Raw genomic sequence first — 18,062 nt, 5'->3', positions numbered from 1 at the left:
CGCTAAGAGGTCGCATAATATGCTCATCTGGTTGGTGGATCTGGCGGATCAAGTCCAGTTTTTCAATCTTTTCAGATATATAACCTTCCGGACCGGGGCAGCTATGTTTACCTCGGCGCTGATTGTGTTTCTGTTCGGGCCACGAATCATCGCCTCCCTTCGGGTGCGCCAGGGGCGCGGACAGCCGATCCGCGCCGATGGACCGCAGACCCATTTTCTCAAGGCCGGCACGCCGACCATGGGCGGGCTGATGATCCTGGCGGGCATTGTCGGCTCCTCGCTGCTGTGGGCGGACCTGTCGAGCGTCTATGTGGTCACCACGCTGTTGGTCACGCTCGGCTTCGGCGCGATCGGTTTCTATGACGACTATCTCAAGGTCACCAAGCAGAGCCACAAGGGCTTTTCCGGCCGCGCCCGGCTCGGCTTCGAATTCCTGATCGCCGGAATCGCCGTGTTCTTCATCATGCAGGCCTCGATGGCGGCCTCGCCCGCCAATGGCGCGAGCTTCGGCTCGTCGCTGGCGTTTCCGTTCTTCAAGGACCTGCTCCTCGATCTCGGCTGGTTCTTCATCGTCTTCGGCGCCTTCGTGATCGTGGCCGCGGGCAATGCGGTCAATCTCACCGACGGTCTCGACGGTCTCGCCATCGTGCCGGTGATGATCGCGGCCGCCTCCTTCGGCGCCATTGCCTATCTCGCCGGCAACGCGGTCTTCGCCAATTACCTGCAGATCCATTTCGTCCCCGGCACCGGTGAACTCGCGGTGATCCTGGGCGCGGTGATCGGCGCCGGCCTCGGCTTCCTGTGGTTCAACGCGCCGCCGGCGGCAATCTTCATGGGCGACACCGGGTCGCTCGCGCTCGGCGGGCTGATCGGCACGGTGGCGGTCGCCACCAAGCACGAGATCGTCATGGCGATCATCGGCGGGTTGTTCGTGATGGAAGCGCTGTCGGTGATCATCCAGGTCGCCTCGTTCAAGCTGACCGGCAAGCGCGTGTTCCTGATGGCGCCGATCCACCACCATTTCGAAAAACTGGGCTGGACCGAAAGCCAGGTCGTGGTGCGGTTCTGGATCATTTCCGTGGGCCTCGCGATGATCGGGCTCGCGACGCTCAAGCTGAGGTAAATCATGATCGCGGCATCCACCTTTCGCGGCAAGCGCGTGGCCTTGTTCGGTCTGGGCGGTTCGGGGCTCGCCACCGCCCGATCGCTGGCGGCCGGCGGCGCCGATGTGGTCTCCTGGGACGACAATCCCGCGCAGGTGGAGGCGGCGCGCGCGGAAGGGCTCGCCGTGGGCGACCTGCGCGCGCTCGACTGGACCGCGATTGACACGCTGGTGCTCTCGCCGGGCGTTCCCCTGACCCATCCCAAGCCGCACTGGACGGCGGAGCTTGCCACCGCCAACGGCGTCGAGATCATCGGCGATGTCGAGATTTTCGCGCGCGAGCGGCGGGCGCTGGCGCCGGATGCGCCCTTCATCGCGATTACCGGCACCAACGGCAAGTCGACCACCACCGCGCTGATTGCCCATCTCGTCGCCCATGCGGGCCGCGACGCCCAGCTGGGCGGCAATATCGGCATCGCCGTGCTCACGCTCGCGCCCCCGGCGCCGGACCGTGTCTATGTGGTCGAATGCTCGTCCTACCAGATCGACCTCGCCCCCTCGCTCAACCCGAGTGCGGGCCTGTTGCTCAACCTGACGCCGGACCATCTCGACCGGCACGGCTCGTTCGAGCACTATGCCGACGTCAAGGCGCGGCTGGTGGCCCGCAGCGAAACCGCCATCGTCGGCGACGACGACGACTTCTGCCGGACCATCGCCCGACGCATCGAGGCGGGCGGGCGCCGGGTCGTCCGGGTCTCCAAGGACCATGCGCTCGCGGACGGGGTGTTCGCCGACGGCGCGATGATCCGCGAGGCGCGCGATGGCGTGGTCACGGATATCGCCGACCTTTCGGGCGTTGCCACGCTGCGCGGCGCGCACAATGCGCAGAACGCGGCCGCCGCCATCGCCGCCTGCCGCAGCGTCGGATTGAGCGACGCGGAGATCCGCGCCGGGCTTGAGAGCTTTCCCGGCCTCAAGCACCGGATGCAGCCGGTCGCGCGCCGGGGCAGGGTGGTGTTCGTCAATGATTCCAAGGCCACCAATGCCGAGGCCGCGCTGCCCGCGCTCAAGAGCTACCAGCGCATCTACTGGATCGCCGGCGGCCTGCCGAAGGACGGCGGGATCACCGCGCTCGAGCCGGAATTCGGACGCATCGCCAAGGCCTATCTGATCGGCGAGGCGGCGGCGGGGTTTGCGGCCACCATCGGCACGCATTTGCCCTACGAGATCTCGGGCACGCTCGAGAACGCAGTGACTGCTGCGGCGGCGGACGCGGCCCACGACGGCGACGCCATGCCGGTGGTGCTGTTGTCGCCGGCCTGCGCAAGCTTCGACCAGTTCCGCAATTTCGAGGTCCGCGGCGACGCCTTCGTAAGCCTGGTGTCTGCTTTAGACGATATTGATATGCTCATCGATGTCGAACCCAAGGGAGAACAGCATGGTTAGCCGCGTCGAGCGCGGACCGGTCGCCGACTGGTTCTGGACCATCGACCGCCTGTTTCTGGCGGCCTTTATCGGCTTGATGGGCATCGGGCTGATGCTCTCGTTCGCGGCCAGCCCGGCCGTGGCCGAGCGTCTCGGTCTCGACAGCTTCCACTTCGTCACGCGCCACGGCATCTTCCTCATTCCGGCGCTGGTGGTGATGTTCGCGGTTTCGTTCCTGAGCCCGCGGCAGGTGCGGCGGATGGCGTTGCTGCTGCTCGCCGGATCGATCCTCCTGATGGTGCTGGCGCTGTTCTTCGGCGTCGAGATCAAGGGCTCGCGGCGCTGGGTCTCGATCCTCGGGATTTCGATCCAGCCGTCGGAATTCATGAAGCCCGCTTTCGTGGTGATCTGCGCCTGGCTGTTCTCGGAACGCTCCCGGCATCCCGAAATCCCCGGAAACCTGTTCGCGATCATCCTGTTCGGCATCGTCGCAGCCCTTCTCGTGGCGCAGCCCGACTTCGGGCAGACCATGCTGACCACCGCGATCTGGGGCGGAATGTTCTTCATGGCCGGCATGTCCTGGTTCTGGATCGTGCTTCTGGGCGGTGCCGCCACCGCCGGTGCGATTTCGGCCTATTTCATGTTTCCGCACGTGGCCGAGCGCATCAACGGCTTCCTGTTCGGCGAGGGCGACAGTTTCCAGGTCGACACCGCGCGCGAGGCGATCATCCGCGGTGACTGGTTCGGCCAGGGGCCGGGCGAGGGCACGATCAAGCGCATCCTTCCCGACAGCCACACCGACTTCGTCTTCTCCGTCGCGGCCGAGGAGTTCGGCATCGTCTTCTGCATGGTGCTGGTCCTGCTGTTCGCGCTCCTGGTGATCCGCGGACTTGTGCGCGCGAGCCGCGAGCAGGACGATTTCACCCGGCTGGCGGTCGCGGGCCTGTCGCTTTTGATCGGCTTCCAGTCCTTCATCAATATCGGCGTCAATCTCGAACTCTTGCCGGCCAAGGGCATGACGCTGCCGCTGATTTCCTATGGCGGATCGTCGATGGTGGCGGTGGCGATCACGGCGGGCTTCCTGCTCGCGCTCACGCGGCGGCGGCCCGAAACCCGGGCCAAGCCGCGCGTGATGTACCGGCCGCTGGCGGGCGTAGCGGCGGAATAGCATCATGGAGCAGAGCAAACTCTTCCTGCTGTCGGCTGGCGGCACCGGCGGCCACCTGTTTCCCGCGGAGGCGCTGGCGCATGAACTCATCGCCCGCGGCCACCGCGTGCATCTCGTCACCGACAGCCGCGCCGAGCGCTTTGCCGGCAAGTTCCCGGCTTCCGAGATCCATGTGGTCCGTTCAGCCACCATCGGTTCGAAGAATCCGCTCAAGGTCGTCAAATCGCTGTGGACGCTGTTCCAGGGCGTGCGCGAGGCCGGTGCGCTTCTGCGCCGGATCCGGCCCGACGCGGTGATCGGCTTCGGCGGCTATCCGACGATCCCGCCGCTGATCGCGGCGTCGAATGCCGGCATCCCCTCGATGCTGCATGAGCAGAACGCGGTGATGGGCCGCGCCAACAAGGCGCTCGCGTCACGCGTCAAGGTGATCGCCGGCGGCTTCCTGCCGGAAGGCAAGGGCACGCATGCGGCCAAGACCGTGATCACCGGCAACCCGGTGCGCCCGGAAGTGATCGCGGCGGCGGCCATTCCCTATCAGCCCTCGATGGACGGCGAGCCGTTCCGTCTGGTCGTGTTCGGCGGCAGCCAGGGCGCGCAGTTCTTCTCGGACGCCATTCCGGCGGCGATCGCGCTTTTGCCCGACGATCTGCGGCCGCGGCTCGAGCTCACCCAGCAGGCCCGGCCGGAAGACGAGCCGCATGTGCGCGCACGGCTCGAGGAGCTCGGCGTCAAGGCCGAGGTCTCGCCGTTCTTCACCGACATGGCCGCGCGCATCGGCGCCGCGCATCTGGTGATCTCGCGCTCGGGCGCCTCGACCGTGTCGGAGATCGCGGTGATCGGCCGCTCGGCGATCCTGGTGCCCTATCCCTATGCGCTCGACCACGACCAGGCGGCGAATGCGGCGGCGCTGATGGCCAAGGGCGGGGCCAGCGTCGTGCGCCAGGCGGATCTCAGCCCGCAGCTTCTTTCGGAGATGATCGCCGACCGGATGAACGATCCCGCCGGCCTTGCCGCCACCGCCGCGGCCGCCCAGGCGACGGGAAAACCCGACGCCGCGCGCTTGCTTGCCAATCTCGCAGAAGCTATTGCGGAGGGGATCAGCATCGACCAGTTTAGGAGCACGTCCGCATGAAAATGCCGCAGACCATCGGCCTTGTCCATTTTATCGGCATTGGCGGCATCGGCATGAGCGGGATCGCCGAGGTGCTCAACAATCTCGGCTACAAGGTGCAGGGCTCGGACCAGTCCGACAGCGCCAATGTGCAGCGGCTGCGCGACAAGGGCATCGAAGTCTTCATCGGCCATTCCGCCGCCAATCTCGGCGAGGCGGAAGTGGTGGTGGTCTCGACCGCGATCAAGAAGACCAATCCCGAGCTGGTGGCCGCGCGCGAGCGGCTGCTGCCGGTGGTGCGCCGCGCCGAGATGCTGGCCGAGCTGATGCGCTTCCGCAACGCCATCGCGATCGGCGGCACCCACGGCAAGACCACCACCACCTCGATGGTGGCGACGCTGCTTGAGGCCGGCGGGCTCGACCCGACCGTGATCAATGGCGGCATCATCAATGCCTACGGCACCAATGCGCGCATGGGCGAGGGCGAGTGGATGGTGGTCGAGGCCGACGAGAGCGACGGCACCTTCCTGAAGCTGCCCGCCGACATTGCGATTGTCACCAATATCGACCCGGAACATCTCGACCATTACGGCAATTTCGACGCCGTGCGGGCGGCGTTCCGCCAGTTCGTCGAGAACGTGCCGTTCTACGGCTTCGGCGTGATGTGCCTGGACCACCCGGAAGTGCAGGCACTTGTGAGCCGCATCGAGGACCGCCGCGTCATCACCTATGGCACCAACCCGCACCGCATGGACGGGCCGGTCTCGGTGTTCGACGTGGTGATCCACAGCCGCAAGACCGGCGCCAAGGTCGAGCTCAAGGACCTCAGGCTGCCGATGCCGGGCAAGCACAATGTGTCGAACGCGGTGGCCGCGATCGCGGTCGCCTATGAGCTTGGGCTCACGCCCGAACAAATCGCCCGCGGACTCGGCCAGTTCGGCGGGGTCAAGCGCCGCTTCACCCATACCGGCACCTGGAATGGGGTCGAGGTGTTCGATGATTACGGTCACCATCCGGTTGAGATCAAGGCGGTACTCGCCGCCGCGCGCGACGCCTGCGCGGGCCGGGTGATCGCCGTCGCCCAGCCGCATCGCTACACCCGCCTCGAAAGCCTGTTCAGCGATTTCGCCGCCTGCTTCAACGATGCCAACACGGTCATCATCGCTCCGGTCTACGCCGCGGGCGAGGACCCGATCGAAGGCATCGGCGCGGCCGAACTCGTCTCCAGCATCAAGGCCGGCGGTCATCGCGACGCGCGGCTGATCGACGGACCCCAGGCGCTGGCGCCACTGATCGCCGAGATCGCCAAGCCCACCGATTACGTCGTCTGCCTGGGCGCCGGCACCATCACCCAGTGGGCCAACCAACTGCCCAAGGAACTCGCGGCGCTCAAGCCCGAACCGGATCTCGGGAGCAAGGCATGAAGCCGCTTCAGGTCGATGGCGAGCGGCTGCTCGCGACGCTCGAAGGCCGGCTCGGCGATGTGCGCGGCCGGCTGACGCCGAATGCCGAGATGTCGAAGATCACCTGGTTCCGCACCGGCGGACCGGCGGAACTGCTGTTCCAGCCGGCCGACGAGGACGATCTTGCAGGCTTTCTCGCCGCGCTGCCCGAAGACGTGCCTGTGCTGCCGGTCGGCATCGGATCGAACCTGCTGGTGCGCGACGGCGGCATCCCGGGTGTCGTCATCCGGCTCTCGGCCAAGGGCTTTGGCCAGGCCGAGCAGATTTCCGACACCCGGATTTCGGCCGGCGCCTCCTGCCCGGACAAGCATGTGGCCGCGGTCGCGCTCGAAGCAGGCATCGCCGGCTTCCACTTCTATCACGGCATTCCCGGCGCCATCGGCGGCGCGCTCAGGATGAATGCCGGCGCCAATGGGGTGGAAACCCGCGAGCGCGTGGTCGAGGTGCATGCGATCGACCGCAAGGGCGCCCGACACGTCTTTTCCAATGCCGAGATGGGCTATGCCTACCGGCATTCCTCGGCGCCCGCCAACTTGATCTTCACCCGCGCCATCTTCGAAGGCGAACCCGGCGAACAGGACGACATCCGTGCCGCGATGGACGCCGTGCAGCACCACCGCGAGACGGTGCAGCCGATCCGCGAGAAGACCGGCGGCTCGACCTTCAAGAACCCGCCCGGTCATTCCGCCTGGAAGCTGATCGACGACGCCGGCTGCCGCGGGCTCACCATCGGTGGCGCGCAGATGTCGCCGATGCACTGCAACTTCATGATCAACACCGGCACCGCGTCAGGCTACGAACTCGAGCATCTCGGCGAGACCGTGCGTGCGCGGGTGCTGGAGAATTCGGGTGTCCGGCTCGACTGGGAAATCAAGCGGCTCGGCCTGTTCGAGCCCGGCCAGTTGGTGCAGGAGTTCCTGGGCCAGATGGTCTGAGGCCGCAGCCGCCGGGCGTCCTTTGTGCCGACTTGCACCGGCCTTTCAAGACCGTGCCCACGCGGGGGCGTGATGCCGCATCCGGACCCGCGTGCGAGCATCCTCGCGCGGGGTGCTGCCGCGCCTTGCGCCAAGTGCCGCAAGGCCGGTCGTTTACCGTCTCTTCACCATAGCATCTGTTTCAAGCTTGAATTATGTCGATCCGGCCCAAGGGCTGCGCTTCCCTTGCCGGGTGTCAGGACAATGTTAAGGCGACCGGGCCTACCACTGTGTGCCTGAAGGAGCACATGTATGGTCGGCATCGTCCGGAACTGGATTCTCAAACAATTGATGGTGGGCGAGTTCCGTTCCTATCGGGACGTGGGCCGCAAGTCGGTTTGGGTCGCGCTGAAGGTTTCCGTTCTGGCCCTCATTCTCAATCTGGCGGCACATCTGCTGCTCTATAGCGTCGGCCTTCTTCAGTACGATTTTCGAGCCGCGCTGATCCTGGCCATCGTGCTGACGCCGCCGATCACGTTCATCCTCTCCGTCGGAGCCTATCTCGTGGTCGGCTTCGCGATCCACGATCTCGGCGTCTCGCGCGCGGAGTTCGAACGGCTGAGCCGAACGGACATGCTGTCCGGGCTCGCCAACCGGCGCGCGTTTCACCAGACCTTCGATAGCTGCACGCGTGACAGGATGCTGGCCGTGTTCGACATCGACCGGTTCAAGGCCATCAACGACACCCATGGCCACATCACCGGCGACGTGACGATTGCCAGCGTGGCTGCGGTTCTGGTGGAGGTCTTTCCCGCGCCGTGCCTGTGCGCCCGCATCGGCGGCGAGGAATTCGCGGTGTTCGCCGCCGACATGGCGGCAGACGAGTTCGCGGTGCTCGCGGAGCGCGCCCGCTCTCGGGTGGAAAGGCTGCGGATCGGCCCGTCCGGTTTCGGAATCACCGTCTCGGGCGGGATCGCCCGGGGGCCGAGCGGGAAGAGCTTCGGTGAAACCTTTTCCCTTGCGGACAAGGCGCTCTATGCGGCCAAGTTCGGCGGGCGCAACCGCATCGTCGATTCCGCCCTGGAGGAGCCGGCCGGGCCGGTCCCGATTTCGGTGACGCTGGCCGTCTGGCCGGAGACTGTCCGCGCCGGGTTTGCCTGATCCGTTCCGGGCCGGTGCCCGCGACTGGCCGTTTACCCCGGGTTCACCATCGCAGCCGTTTCAATCCCAAAAGCCGCGTTGTCGCGTAAAAGGCTCCAGGACGCCGGATTCGCCGCAGCATTATATTAATCCGCTTGTTCTAATATTGTGCCGATGAACTGGATCGATACCATCGTGGCGGGAGCCCAAAACTGGATTATCCGTCAGCTGACGCTGGGTGAATTCGAATCCCCGCTCCAGGTCTGGCGCAAGGCGACGCTGATGGCGTGCAAGATCGCCGTGCTGGCCTATGCCATCGACATTTCCTCCCAGGCGCTTCTCGCGCAGGTGGGGTTGCTTCCCTACACGTTGATGGATGGCTTCATCACGGCCACGATGCTCACGCCGGCGATCGCCTTTTCGGTCGCGGTCGTGGCCTATGCGGTGATCGGATTTGCGATCTACGATCTGAGCGTGTCGCGCGCCGAACTCGAGCTTCTCAGCCGCACCGACGTGTTGTCGGGGCTCGCCAACCGACGGTCCTTCCTGGAACAGTTCGAAGCCTGCGACCGCGACAAGGTGTTGATGGTGGTCGACATCGACCGCTTCAAATTCGTCAATGACCGCTACGGTCACGCCGCCGGGGACGAGGTGATCGTCAAGGTCGGCGCGACGCTGTCCTCGGTGTTTGCCGGGCGGGGCGTCTGCGGCCGTATCGGCGGCGAGGAATTTGCCGTGTTCAGCGCCGAGCTGGGATTCGCCGAATTCACCGCGCTCGGCGAACTTGCCCGGATCCGGATAGCCGGGCTCAAGGTGAGCATCGACGCGGCCGCGATCAATGCCACCATCTCCGGCGGGGTCACCCGTGCGCTTCCGGGGCAGAGTTTCCGGGAAACCTTCTCGCGCGCCGACAAGGCGCTCTATGCCGCCAAGGCGTTGGGCCGCGACCGGATCGAGCTGTGCTACGACACCGGATCGGTGCCGGAGCGGGAGGTTGTCGCAGCCGCCGCGCCCCGGGCCTCGGCGGGCTGACACGGCCGACGGGCATGATCTTGGCTCATGGCTGAAGCCCGAATGCACGGCGCACCGCCGCATGCGGCAGCGCCGGCACGAAATTGCCGTCCCGGCCGGTCATGTCCGCATTGGCGATCATGGCATTCAGGATGGCTTCCTCGGTGGCCTGCACCACCGCTTCGAAGAACGGATCGATATCCTCGTCAGGGATGAAGCTCAGGCTGCGCAGGGCGCCGCCGCCCGGATCGTCATGGGCGGTGGAAAAGGCGAGGAACAGGTCGCCCGATCCGTGGTTGGCCATGCCGCCGGTGCGGCCGATGCCGAAGGTCGCCCGCCGCGCCAGACGCTTGAGCTGGTGCGGCAGGAACGGGGCATCGGTGGCGATCACGGCGATGATCGAGCTCAGTTCGGTGTCGGCGGTGTTCTCGCGCATCTGCGGAAGCTCCGGATCGGTGCCGACGGGCCGGCCGAGAATGGTCAGATGCCGTCGGGTGCCGAAATTGGCCTGCACGAACACGCCGACCGTATAGTCCGCGCCAAACTGACTCACCCGCCGGGAAGCGGTGCCGGAGCCTGCCTTGAAGCCGAAGCACTTCATGCCGGTACCGCCGCCGACGCTGCCTTCCTCGATCGGGCCGCCCCGCGCATTTTCGATCGCCTCGAGCACGTGCCCGGTTTGCACGTGAAAGCCGTTGATGTCGTTGAGGAAGCCGTCATAGGTTTCCGCCGCCACCGGCAGGGCGAAGTCGTCATGGAAGCGGTCGGCCAGGCGATCGACCGCCCAGCGGATGGTGGCATCACGGGCGATCCCGCAGGAATGGGTGTTGGTGAGGGTGATCGGCAGCCCGAACTTGCCGGTTTCCTCGATGTAATGCGTGCCGCTGAGTTCGCCGTTGCCGTTCAGGCTGAAGAAACCGGCAAACAGCGGCTCGTGCATCCGTTCCGCTTCGCGCGGGACGATGGCCGTCACGCCCGTGCGCACCGGACCCTTGCCGGGCTTGAGAGGCCCGTGCCCCTCGATGAGGGTGACGTAGCCGACGCGGACGCCGGGCACGTCGGTGATGGCGTTGCACGGCCCGCAGAGGCCTTCGAACGGCAGCCCGAGCCCGCGCGCGCGAAGCTTGCCCGAAGGCGTGGTCGACCAGGCGTCGGGCAGGGGATGGCTTGGCATGGGCTTTGGTCCTTGTCGGCTCGGGATGATTGCGCGGATCCTATGGATGCCATGCTGGTCCGTTGCGGCGCAAGCCGATGGGAAGGGCCGCGCGGGTCATGCAAGCTTCCGCACGGTCGAAGTTTGTCCGCCTTCGCCGCAAAACGGCCCGGTCCGCGATGCAACAGGATGGCTTGGCGCAACCTTCGCCGGTTATTCTGGCCTGTAACTGAGTGCTTTCAACGTGGTACGGGTTAGGCCGAATCACCACAAGCGCGACCGGAATGGCGATCAGCGGACCCGGAACCGGGACGGAACGAGGACCTGAATGACTTCAGAGGCAGCGAAAAAACATGTGGCCGTGCTGATGGGCGGCTTTTCCTCGGAGCGGCCGGTCAGTCTCGCCTCGGGCAATCCCTGCGCCGATGCGCTCGAGCGCGCGGGTTACCGCGTCACCCGCGTCGATGTGGGACAGGACATCGCTGCGGTGCTGACCGACCTCAAGCCCGATGTCGCCTTCAATGCGCTGCATGGCCCCTTCGGCGAGGACGGCACGATCCAGGGCGTGCTTGAATATCTGGGCATTCCCTATACCCATTCGGGCGTCACCGCCTCCGCGCTCGCCATGGACAAGCGGCTGTCGAAGATCGTGGCCAAGGGCGTGGGCATTCCGGTGGCGGAATCGAAAGTCATGAACCGCCACGACATTGGTTCCTCCCATCCCATGGCGCCGCCCTATGTGGTCAAGCCGGTCCGCGAAGGCTCGAGCTTCGGTGTGGTGATGGTCCAGGAAAACCAGAGCCATCCGCCGCAGATTCTTGCCTCCTCCGAATGGCACTATGGCGATGAGGTGATGGTCGAGCGCTACATCGCCGGGCGCGAACTGACCTGCACCGTCATGGGCGACGTGGCGCTGGCGGTCACCGAGATCGTGCCGCAAGGGCACAACTTTTATGATTACGATTCGAAATATGTCGCCGGCGGCTCCAAACATGTCTGCCCGGCAGAAATTTCACCAATTGTTTACCAAAAAATACGACAATTGGCGTTGAAGGCGCATCAAGCGATCGGCTGTCGCGGCGTGAGCAGGTCAGATTTCCGTTACGATGACCGATTTTCCGAGAACGGGGAGGTCATCTGGCTCGAAATCAACACCCAGCCCGGCATGACACCGACATCTCTCGCGCCCGAAATGGCCCTGCAGGCGGGCCATTCGTTTGAAGAATTTGTCAGTTGGATGGTGGAGAACGCGTCGTGCCGTCGATAAGGGAAAACAAAGGCAGAGCCGCCCAGGTGGTGTCGGCGTCCGGACGCGAAGCGTTCCCGGGCGCTTTTGTTCTGCCGCGTTTTCTGCGTCGTCCGGCGCGCTATTTCACCGCTCTCGCGACCGGCCGTGTCGGCATCCGCCCGCATACCGGATCGGTGGCGGCTTGCGTGTTTCTGGCCGCAACCGGCGTTTACGGCATGGCGCTCGGTGGCCACACCCACTCCGTCACCCAGGCCGTGACCACGGGCGCGGGTTTCGCGCTCGAGGATGTGCGGGTCAGCGGCAATGTCGAGACCTCGGACATCGATATCCTGCAGCAGCTCGGCCTCGACGGCTCCACCTCGGTGGTCGCCATCAGCGCCCATGCCGCGCGTGAAAAGCTGCTCGAACTGCCGTGGGTGACCGATGCGCAGGTGCAGAAGATCTATCCGCGCGGCCTGTCGGTGGTGCTGACCGAGCGCAAGCCGGTGGGCATCTGGCAACATGGCGACATGCTCTCGCTGATCGATGCGCGCGGCGACGTGATCGCCCCGCTCACCGGCGCCCGCCATGCCGACCTGCCGCTCTATGTGGGGCTTGGCGCCGACCGCGCCGCCGACGAACTCGAAGCGCGGCTATTGTTCTACCCGGAGCTGCGCGCCCGGGTGAAGGCCGCCATCCGCATCGCCGACCGGCGCTGGGATCTCAGGCTCGACAACGGCGTCACGCTCAGCCTTCCCGAGGACAATATCGGTGCTGCGCTCGACCGCTTCGCCGCCTTCGATGCCGGCCGGGACGTGCTGTCGCGCGACATCACCGCCGTCGACCTGCGGCTTGCCGACCGGGTGACGCTGAAGCTTTCCGAGGCCTCCTTCGAGCGTCGCAAGCAGGCGCTGGAAGCCCGCGCCAAGGCCATCAAGGCGGAGAGCAGATCGTGAGTTTCTTCCGCCCCTCGTCCGTGCTGCCCCGGCTCAAGCCGCTGTCGAACAAGCGCGTCAGCATCGTCACCGTGCTCGATATCGGCTCGTCCAAGGTCGTCTGCATGATCGGCCGGCTGACGCCCGTCGAAGGCAGCGAGCTGCTCGCCGGCCGCACCCACCGGATCGAGATCATCGGCCTCGGCCACCAGAAGTCGCGCGGGCTGAAAGCCGGCGTCATTTCCGACATGGACGCGGTCGAAAGCTCGGTCCGTCTCGCCGTCGATGCGGCCGAGCGGATGGCCGGCGTCACCGCGGAAAGCCTGATCGTCAACGTCACCGCCGGCCGGCTGAAGAGCGAGATCCACTCGTCCTCGGTCAATCTGGGCGGGCATGAAATCGCCGCCGGCGATCTCGCGCGGGTGGTCAATGCCGCCACGCGCCTCGGCCAGGGCAGCGAGCGGGCGATCCTGCATTCGCTTCCCTCGAGCTACACGCTCGACGGAGAGCGCGGCATCGCCGATCCCGCGGGCATGTATGGCGATGTGCTCGGCGTCGACATGCATGTGCTGTCGGCCGATCGCGCACCGCTCAAGAATCTCGAACTGTCGATCAACCGCGCCCACCTCACGGTCGAGGCGATGGTCGCCACGCCCTATGCCTCGGGACTGGCCGCGCTGGTCTCCGACGAGGCCGAAATGGGCTGCGCCGCCATCGACATGGGCGGCGGCACCACCACGATTTCCGTGTTTGTCGAGGGCAAGCTCGTGCATGCCGACGCGATCGCGCTCGGCGGCCACCATGTGACCATGGATCTGGCGCGCGGTCTGTCGACGCGGCTCGACGATGCCGAGCGCATCAAGGTTGTGCACGGCTCGGCGCTGCCGCAGGCCGGCGAAGACCGGGACGTGATCTCGATCCCGCCGATCGGCGAGGACGAGCGGGACCTTCCGACCCATGTGCCGCGCGGGCTGGTCTCGCGCATCGTGCGGGCACGCGTCGAGGAAACCCTGGAAATGCTGCGCGACCGGATCCAGCAGTCGGGCTATTCGGCGCTCGTGGGCAAACGCATCGTGCTGACCGGTGGCGCCAGCCAGCTCACCGGCCTCAGCGAATCGGCGCGGCGGATCCTCGCGCGGAATGTCCGCATCGGCCGTCCGCTGGGGGTCTCCGGACTTCCGGCCGCGGCCAAGGGACCCGCATTCTCTACGGCAGTCGGCCTGATGATCTATCCGCAGGTCGCCCATCTCGAATCCCACGGCGCAGGCGAGGGCGGCTTTGCCGCCATGGCCGGTGCGGGGGGCCGCCTGTCCCGGATGGGGCAGTGGCTCAAGGAAAGTTTTTGAATCTATCGAATTGGCCCACGCGGCGGTGCGGCCATGTGACAAGGAAGGAACGGGTGCCATGACCATCAATTTGCAGAAGCCGGATATCACCGAGCTGAAGCCGCGCATCACGGTGTTCGGTGTGGGCGGCGGCGGCGGCAACGCCGTCAACAACATGATCAATGCGGGGCTCCAGGGCGTCGACTTCGTCGTCGCCAACACGGACGCCCAGGCGCTGACCATGTCCAAATCCGATCGCCTGATCCAGCTCGGCGTTGCCGTGACCGAGGGCCTCGGCGCCGGCTCGCAGCCCGAAGTCGGCCGTGCGGCCGCCGAGGAATGCATCGACGAGATCAACGATCACCTGAACGGCACCCACATGTGCTTCGTCACCGCCGGCATGGGCGGCGGCACTGGCACCGGGGCTGCTCCCGTGGTCGCCCAGGCCGCCCGCAACAAGGGCATCCTGACCGTCGGCGTCGTCACCAAGCCGTTCCACTTCGAAGGCCAGCGCCGCATGCGCCTCGCCGAATCGGGTATCGACGAATTGCAGAAATGCGTCGATACGCTGATCGTCATCCCGAACCAGAACCTGTTCCGCATCGCCAACGACAAGACCACCTTCGCCGACGCCTTCGCGATGGCCGACCAGGTGCTCTATTCGGGCGTGGCCTGCATCACCGACCTGATGGTCAAGGAAGGCCTGATCAACCTCGACTTCGCCGACGTCCGTTCGGTGATGCGCGAGATGGGTCGCGCCATGATGGGCACCGGCGAAGCCTCGGGCGAAGGCCGCGCAATGGCCGCTGCCGAAGCCGCGATCGCCAACCCGCTGCTTGACGAAACCACGATGAAGGGCGCGCAGGGCCTGCTGATCTCGATCACCGGCGGCCGCGACATGACGCTGTTCGAAGTCGACGAGGCGGCAACCCGCATCCGCGAGGAAGTCGATGCCGACGCCAACATCATCCTCGGCGCGACCTTCGACGAAGCGCTCGAAGGCCTGATTCGCGTCTCGGTCGTCGCCACCGGCATCGACCGCGTGGAAGGTGCCGTCGAGCAGCGTCCGACGATGACGGCGCCGCGCCCGGCTGTCCGTCCGGCCGCTGCCCCGCAGCCGCAGGCCGCCCGCCCGGCCGCGGCTCCCGTGGCGCAGGCCGCTCCGGCCCCGGCTCCCCGCGATCCGGTTGCCGACACCATCCTGTCGGCGGAAGCCGAACTGGAGCGCGAACTCGACATCGCCACCCAGGCCGAGATGGCCCGGCCCCAGCAGGCAGCCGCCCAGCCGGGTTTCCAGCCGCAGAGCCGCCTGTTCACCGGCACCGCTGAAAGCGTCGCCGCCCCGCAGCCGGTTGCTGCCGCACCCGCGATGGCCGCTGCCCCGCGCCCGGCCGCACCCGCCCCCGCCCCGCAGCCTGTTCCGCAGGCGCCAGTGATGCGCGCCGAGCCCGAGCCCGTGCGCATGCCCCGGGTCGAGGACTTCCCGCCGGTGGTCAAGGCCGAGATCGAGCACCGCCTGCAGGCCCATGCCCAGGGCGACGAACGCGGTCCGATGGGTCTGCTCAAGCGTCTGTCGAATTCGCTCGGCCGCCGCGAGGAAGACGATCATGCGGCTGCGGCCCAGGCCGCTCCGGCCCCCCAGGCACGGCGTCCGCTGTCGCCCGAGGCAAGCGTCTATGCACCGCGTCGCGGGCAGCTCGACGACCAGGGCCGGGTGACGCCGCAGGCGCGCACGAGTCACGACGACGAGCAGCTGGAGATTCCCGCGTTCCTGCGCCGGCAGAGCAAGTGAGCAGCCGGTAACAGTGTGTAACATTTCCGGTGTGGCGGCTGCGAGGTCGCCACGCCGTTTTTCTAACTCATTGTTAAATTTGGAGTATTCCGGGAGGCGTCACGTTACAGTGTCGTAACAGAAGGAAAAAAAGCGTGATTTGGAAACTCCGGACTGACATCATATCTTGCGGATCGACAACAAGGGGTTGGGGCAGTCGGTCACGTGGGGGTAACGTGCGATTGCTCTGGAATTTCGGGGGCAACATGGCCATGAGTGGCCGTGCCAAAACATGCGGGAAATGGCGGGCCTTATGAGTGGCAATATAGTTGGTCTTCAAACCACGATTTCGCGGTCCGTTTCGCTGTCCGGTATCGGGGTTCATTCAGGCGAAAACGTCTCCATTTCCTTCCATCCCGCCGATCCCGACACCGGGATCGTTTTCAATCGGCACCATTCTTCCGGTGAAGTGATCAGCGTCCGCGCCGTCTCTTCGCAGGTCGGCTCCACCGATCTGTGCACGCTTCTCGGCCGCGCACCCGACCGTTCGGTGGCCACCGTCGAGCACCTGATGGCTGCGCTCTATGCGCTCGGCGTCGACAATATCTCGATCGATCTTTACGGCAGCGAAGTGCCGATCATGGACGGCAGCGCCGCCGTGTTCATCGAGGCACTCGACAGCGCCGGCCTCATCAATCATCCGGTCAAGCGTCGCTATGTGCGCGTCATCAAGCCGGTCCGCATCGAAATGGGCGGATCCTGGGCCGAATTCACGCAGCACAACGGCACCCGTTTCGAAATCGACATCGATTTCGACACGCAGCTGATCGGACGCCAGTCCTGGAAGGGCGAAGTCACGGCCGACACTTTCCGCCGCGAACTCGCCCGCGCCCGCACCTTCGGCTTCATGCGCGATGTCGAGCGGCTCTGGGCTTCGGGCCACGCACTCGGCTCCTCGCTCGAAAACTCGGTGGTGATCGGCGACGACGGCAAGGTCATCAATATCGAAGGCCTGCGCTACCGCGACGAATTCGTCCGCCACAAGACGCTCGACGCCGTGGGCGATCTGGCGCTCGCCGGTGCACAGTTCATCGGCTGCTACCGCAGCTACCGCGGCGGCCACAAGCTCAATGCGCTGGCGCTCCGGGCGCTGCTGGCCGATCATTCGGCCTATGAGGTGGTCGAGGCACCGGCGCGGCGCAACACGGTTCGCCATGGCGAACTGGTGGCCGTCAATGCCGCCACTTTCGCCCCCTGGGACATCTGAGTCCACCGGCGCCGACAGGCCTGCGCAAATCATTTCCATGCGGCTGTTTTCGACCGCGGCTCTGCCACAAAATTGCGGCAAAGCGCGATCATGACGTTGCGAAGTCCGGTCTTTTCCGAGTAGAAACGCGGGTCTGGTTCCGTGGGGTGAATGCTTCAGCGGCAGTTGAAAGGTTTTGTACGATGTTGTCTTCCGTCATGGGCGAGCGCGGGCGCGCGGTAAGGGTTGCGTTCTTGGTCGCCGGGCTGGCTGGTGTTTCGTCTCTGCTTGGCGCGTGCCAATCGGATCAGGACATCGACATTACCGCCTATGCGCAGTCCGTGGAGCCGGCCGACGTGCTCTACAACCAGGGTCTGGCCAACCTGCAGGCCGGCCAGCTGACCGAGGCCAGCCGCAAGTTCGAGGCGATCGACAAGCAGCATCCCTATTCGGAATTCGCGCGCAAGGCGATGGTGATGAACGCCTTCGCCAATTATCGCCAGGGCCAGTATACCGAGGCGATCAACACCGCTTCGCGCTATTTGAGCCTCTATCCCAATGACGAGGACGCGGCCTACGCGCAATACATCGTGGGCCTGTCCTACTACCGGCAGATCCCGGAAGTGACGCGCGACCAGCGCACCTCGCAGCGCGCCATCGCCGCCTTTACCGAGGTGATCGAGCGCTACCCCGATTCGGAATATGTCGAGGACAGCCAGGCCAAGCTCCGCTATGCCCGCGACCAGCTCGCCGGCAAGGAAATGCAGGTCGGGCGCTACTATCTCGAACGCAAGGAATATGTCGCGGCCGCAAACCGCTTCCGCCAGGTGGTGGAGACCTATCCCAATACCCGTCAGATCGAGGAGGCGCTCGCGCGTCTGGTCGAGACCTATTATGCGATGGGGCTCGAAAGCGAAGCACAGACGGCGGCGGCCGTGCTCGGGCACAACTACCCCGACAGCCAGTGGTATGCGGATTCCTACAAGCTCCTGAAGACCAAGGGCCTTGAGCCACGGGAAAACAAGGGCTCCTGGATTTCGCGCGCCGGGGCCCGCCTCGTCGGCGCCTGA

At 65.7% G+C, this 18,062-nt stretch carries 15 protein-coding genes; 14 read left to right on the top strand and 1 reads right to left on the bottom strand.

Annotated elements, in window-relative coordinates:
* Nucleotides 1–19 precede the first annotated feature (19 nt).
* From mraY to AWJ14_RS05545, 8 genes are all read left to right on the top strand, one after another.
* Nucleotides 20–1,123 (top strand): phospho-N-acetylmuramoyl-pentapeptide-transferase, encoded by a 1,104-nt coding sequence (mraY, locus tag AWJ14_RS05580; protein ID WP_066176096.1) that lies wholly within the window; start codon nt 20–22, stop codon nt 1,121–1,123.
* A gap of 3 nt (nt 1,124–1,126) precedes the next feature.
* Nucleotides 1,127–2,548 (top strand): UDP-N-acetylmuramoyl-L-alanine--D-glutamate ligase, encoded by a 1,422-nt coding sequence (murD, locus tag AWJ14_RS05575; protein WP_066176093.1) that lies wholly within the window; start codon nt 1,127–1,129, stop codon nt 2,546–2,548.
* The gene (gene ftsW, locus AWJ14_RS05570; protein WP_066176091.1) at nt 2,541–3,695 is read left to right on the top strand and encodes a putative lipid II flippase FtsW; all 1,155 of its coding nucleotides are present in this window, start codon (nt 2,541–2,543) and stop codon (nt 3,693–3,695) included. Before murD ends, ftsW begins: the two co-directional genes overlap by 8 nt.
* Nucleotides 3,696–3,699: 4 nt before the next feature.
* Nucleotides 3,700–4,827, top strand: coding sequence for an undecaprenyldiphospho-muramoylpentapeptide beta-N-acetylglucosaminyltransferase (gene murG / locus AWJ14_RS05565; protein WP_066176089.1), 1,128 nt, complete (start codon nt 3,700–3,702; stop codon nt 4,825–4,827).
* Nucleotides 4,824–6,230 (top strand): UDP-N-acetylmuramate--L-alanine ligase, encoded by a 1,407-nt coding sequence (murC, locus tag AWJ14_RS05560; protein ID WP_066176087.1) that lies wholly within the window; start codon nt 4,824–4,826, stop codon nt 6,228–6,230. Before murG ends, murC begins: the two co-directional genes overlap by 4 nt.
* Nucleotides 6,227–7,204, top strand: a complete 978-nt coding sequence (murB, locus tag AWJ14_RS05555; RefSeq protein ID WP_066176084.1) for a UDP-N-acetylmuramate dehydrogenase — start codon at nt 6,227–6,229, stop codon at nt 7,202–7,204. Before murC ends, murB begins: the two co-directional genes overlap by 4 nt.
* A 291-nt stretch (nt 7,205–7,495) precedes the next feature.
* Entirely contained in the window at nt 7,496–8,344 is an 849-nt protein-coding gene (locus tag AWJ14_RS05550) for a GGDEF domain-containing protein (protein ID WP_066176081.1), read from the top strand.
* A gap of 153 nt (nt 8,345–8,497) precedes the next feature.
* On the top strand, nt 8,498–9,355 hold the full coding sequence (locus tag AWJ14_RS05545; protein WP_066176078.1) for a GGDEF domain-containing protein: 858 nt from the start codon (nt 8,498–8,500) through the stop codon (nt 9,353–9,355).
* A 25-nt stretch (nt 9,356–9,380) separates the two neighbouring features.
* On the opposite strand, the gene AWJ14_RS05540 is transcribed toward AWJ14_RS05545, so the two are convergent.
* Nucleotides 9,381–10,508, bottom strand: coding sequence for a DmpA family aminopeptidase (locus AWJ14_RS05540; RefSeq protein ID WP_066176075.1), 1,128 nt, complete (start codon nt 10,506–10,508; stop codon nt 9,381–9,383).
* 307 nt (nt 10,509–10,815) lie between these two features.
* Between AWJ14_RS05540 and AWJ14_RS05535 the strand changes: the two genes are divergently transcribed.
* The 6 genes from AWJ14_RS05535 to AWJ14_RS05510 all read left to right on the top strand — a co-directional run bounded on the left by AWJ14_RS05535 (nt 10,816) and on the right by AWJ14_RS05510 (nt 18,062).
* Entirely contained in the window at nt 10,816–11,754 is a 939-nt protein-coding gene (locus tag AWJ14_RS05535) for a D-alanine--D-alanine ligase (protein ID WP_066176071.1), read from the top strand.
* Nucleotides 11,755–11,921: 167 nt separating this feature from the next.
* Nucleotides 11,922–12,671 carry a cell division protein FtsQ/DivIB gene (locus AWJ14_RS05530; RefSeq protein ID WP_245304139.1) on the top strand — a complete coding sequence of 250 codons (750 nt, stop codon included), beginning with the start codon at nt 11,922–11,924 and terminating at the stop codon, nt 12,669–12,671.
* Nucleotides 12,668–13,996, top strand: a complete 1,329-nt coding sequence (gene ftsA / locus AWJ14_RS05525) for a cell division protein FtsA (RefSeq protein ID WP_066176062.1) — start codon at nt 12,668–12,670, stop codon at nt 13,994–13,996. Before AWJ14_RS05530 ends, ftsA begins: the two co-directional genes overlap by 4 nt.
* Nucleotides 13,997–14,054: 58 nt before the next feature.
* Nucleotides 14,055–15,767, top strand: coding sequence for a cell division protein FtsZ (gene ftsZ / locus AWJ14_RS05520; RefSeq protein ID WP_066176060.1), 1,713 nt, complete (start codon nt 14,055–14,057; stop codon nt 15,765–15,767).
* A gap of 292 nt (nt 15,768–16,059) precedes the next feature.
* Nucleotides 16,060–17,013, top strand: a complete 954-nt coding sequence (gene lpxC / locus AWJ14_RS05515) for a UDP-3-O-acyl-N-acetylglucosamine deacetylase (RefSeq protein WP_066176057.1) — start codon at nt 16,060–16,062, stop codon at nt 17,011–17,013.
* 182 nt (nt 17,014–17,195) lie between these two features.
* On the top strand, nt 17,196–18,062 hold the full coding sequence (locus AWJ14_RS05510; protein ID WP_066176054.1) for an outer membrane protein assembly factor BamD: 867 nt from the start codon (nt 17,196–17,198) through the stop codon (nt 18,060–18,062).

Source organism: Parahoeflea olei, assembly GCF_001703635.1.
In the GTDB taxonomy this organism is placed as follows: domain Bacteria; phylum Pseudomonadota; class Alphaproteobacteria; order Rhizobiales; family Rhizobiaceae; genus Hoeflea; species Hoeflea olei.
Note: the sequence above shows the minus strand (reverse complement) of the source record. Positions and strands in the feature narration are given on the sequence as shown.

What these genes read in the sequence shown, in the direction of transcription:
- murD (WP_066176093.1), top strand. Translation starts at nt 1,127, where the DNA reads ATGATCGCGGCATCCACCTTTCGCGGCAAGCGCGTGGCCTTGTTCGGT.
- murG (WP_066176089.1), top strand. Translation starts at nt 3,700, where the DNA reads ATGGAGCAGAGCAAACTCTTCCTGCTGTCGGCTGGCGGCACCGGCGGC.
- AWJ14_RS05540 (WP_066176075.1), bottom strand. Translation starts at nt 10,508, where the DNA reads ATGCCAAGCCATCCCCTGCCCGACGCCTGGTCGACCACGCCTTCGGGC.
- mraY (WP_066176096.1), top strand. Translation starts at nt 20, where the DNA reads ATGCTCATCTGGTTGGTGGATCTGGCGGATCAAGTCCAGTTTTTCAAT.
- AWJ14_RS05535 (WP_066176071.1), top strand. Translation starts at nt 10,816, where the DNA reads ATGACTTCAGAGGCAGCGAAAAAACATGTGGCCGTGCTGATGGGCGGC.
- AWJ14_RS05545 (WP_066176078.1), top strand. Translation starts at nt 8,498, where the DNA reads ATGAACTGGATCGATACCATCGTGGCGGGAGCCCAAAACTGGATTATC.
- murC (WP_066176087.1), top strand. Translation starts at nt 4,824, where the DNA reads ATGAAAATGCCGCAGACCATCGGCCTTGTCCATTTTATCGGCATTGGC.
- ftsW (WP_066176091.1), top strand. Translation starts at nt 2,541, where the DNA reads ATGGTTAGCCGCGTCGAGCGCGGACCGGTCGCCGACTGGTTCTGGACC.
- lpxC (WP_066176057.1), top strand. Translation starts at nt 16,060, where the DNA reads ATGAGTGGCAATATAGTTGGTCTTCAAACCACGATTTCGCGGTCCGTT.
- AWJ14_RS05550 (WP_066176081.1), top strand. Translation starts at nt 7,496, where the DNA reads ATGGTCGGCATCGTCCGGAACTGGATTCTCAAACAATTGATGGTGGGC.
- murB (WP_066176084.1), top strand. Translation starts at nt 6,227, where the DNA reads ATGAAGCCGCTTCAGGTCGATGGCGAGCGGCTGCTCGCGACGCTCGAA.
- ftsZ (WP_066176060.1), top strand. Translation starts at nt 14,055, where the DNA reads ATGACCATCAATTTGCAGAAGCCGGATATCACCGAGCTGAAGCCGCGC.
- AWJ14_RS05510 (WP_066176054.1), top strand. Translation starts at nt 17,196, where the DNA reads ATGTTGTCTTCCGTCATGGGCGAGCGCGGGCGCGCGGTAAGGGTTGCG.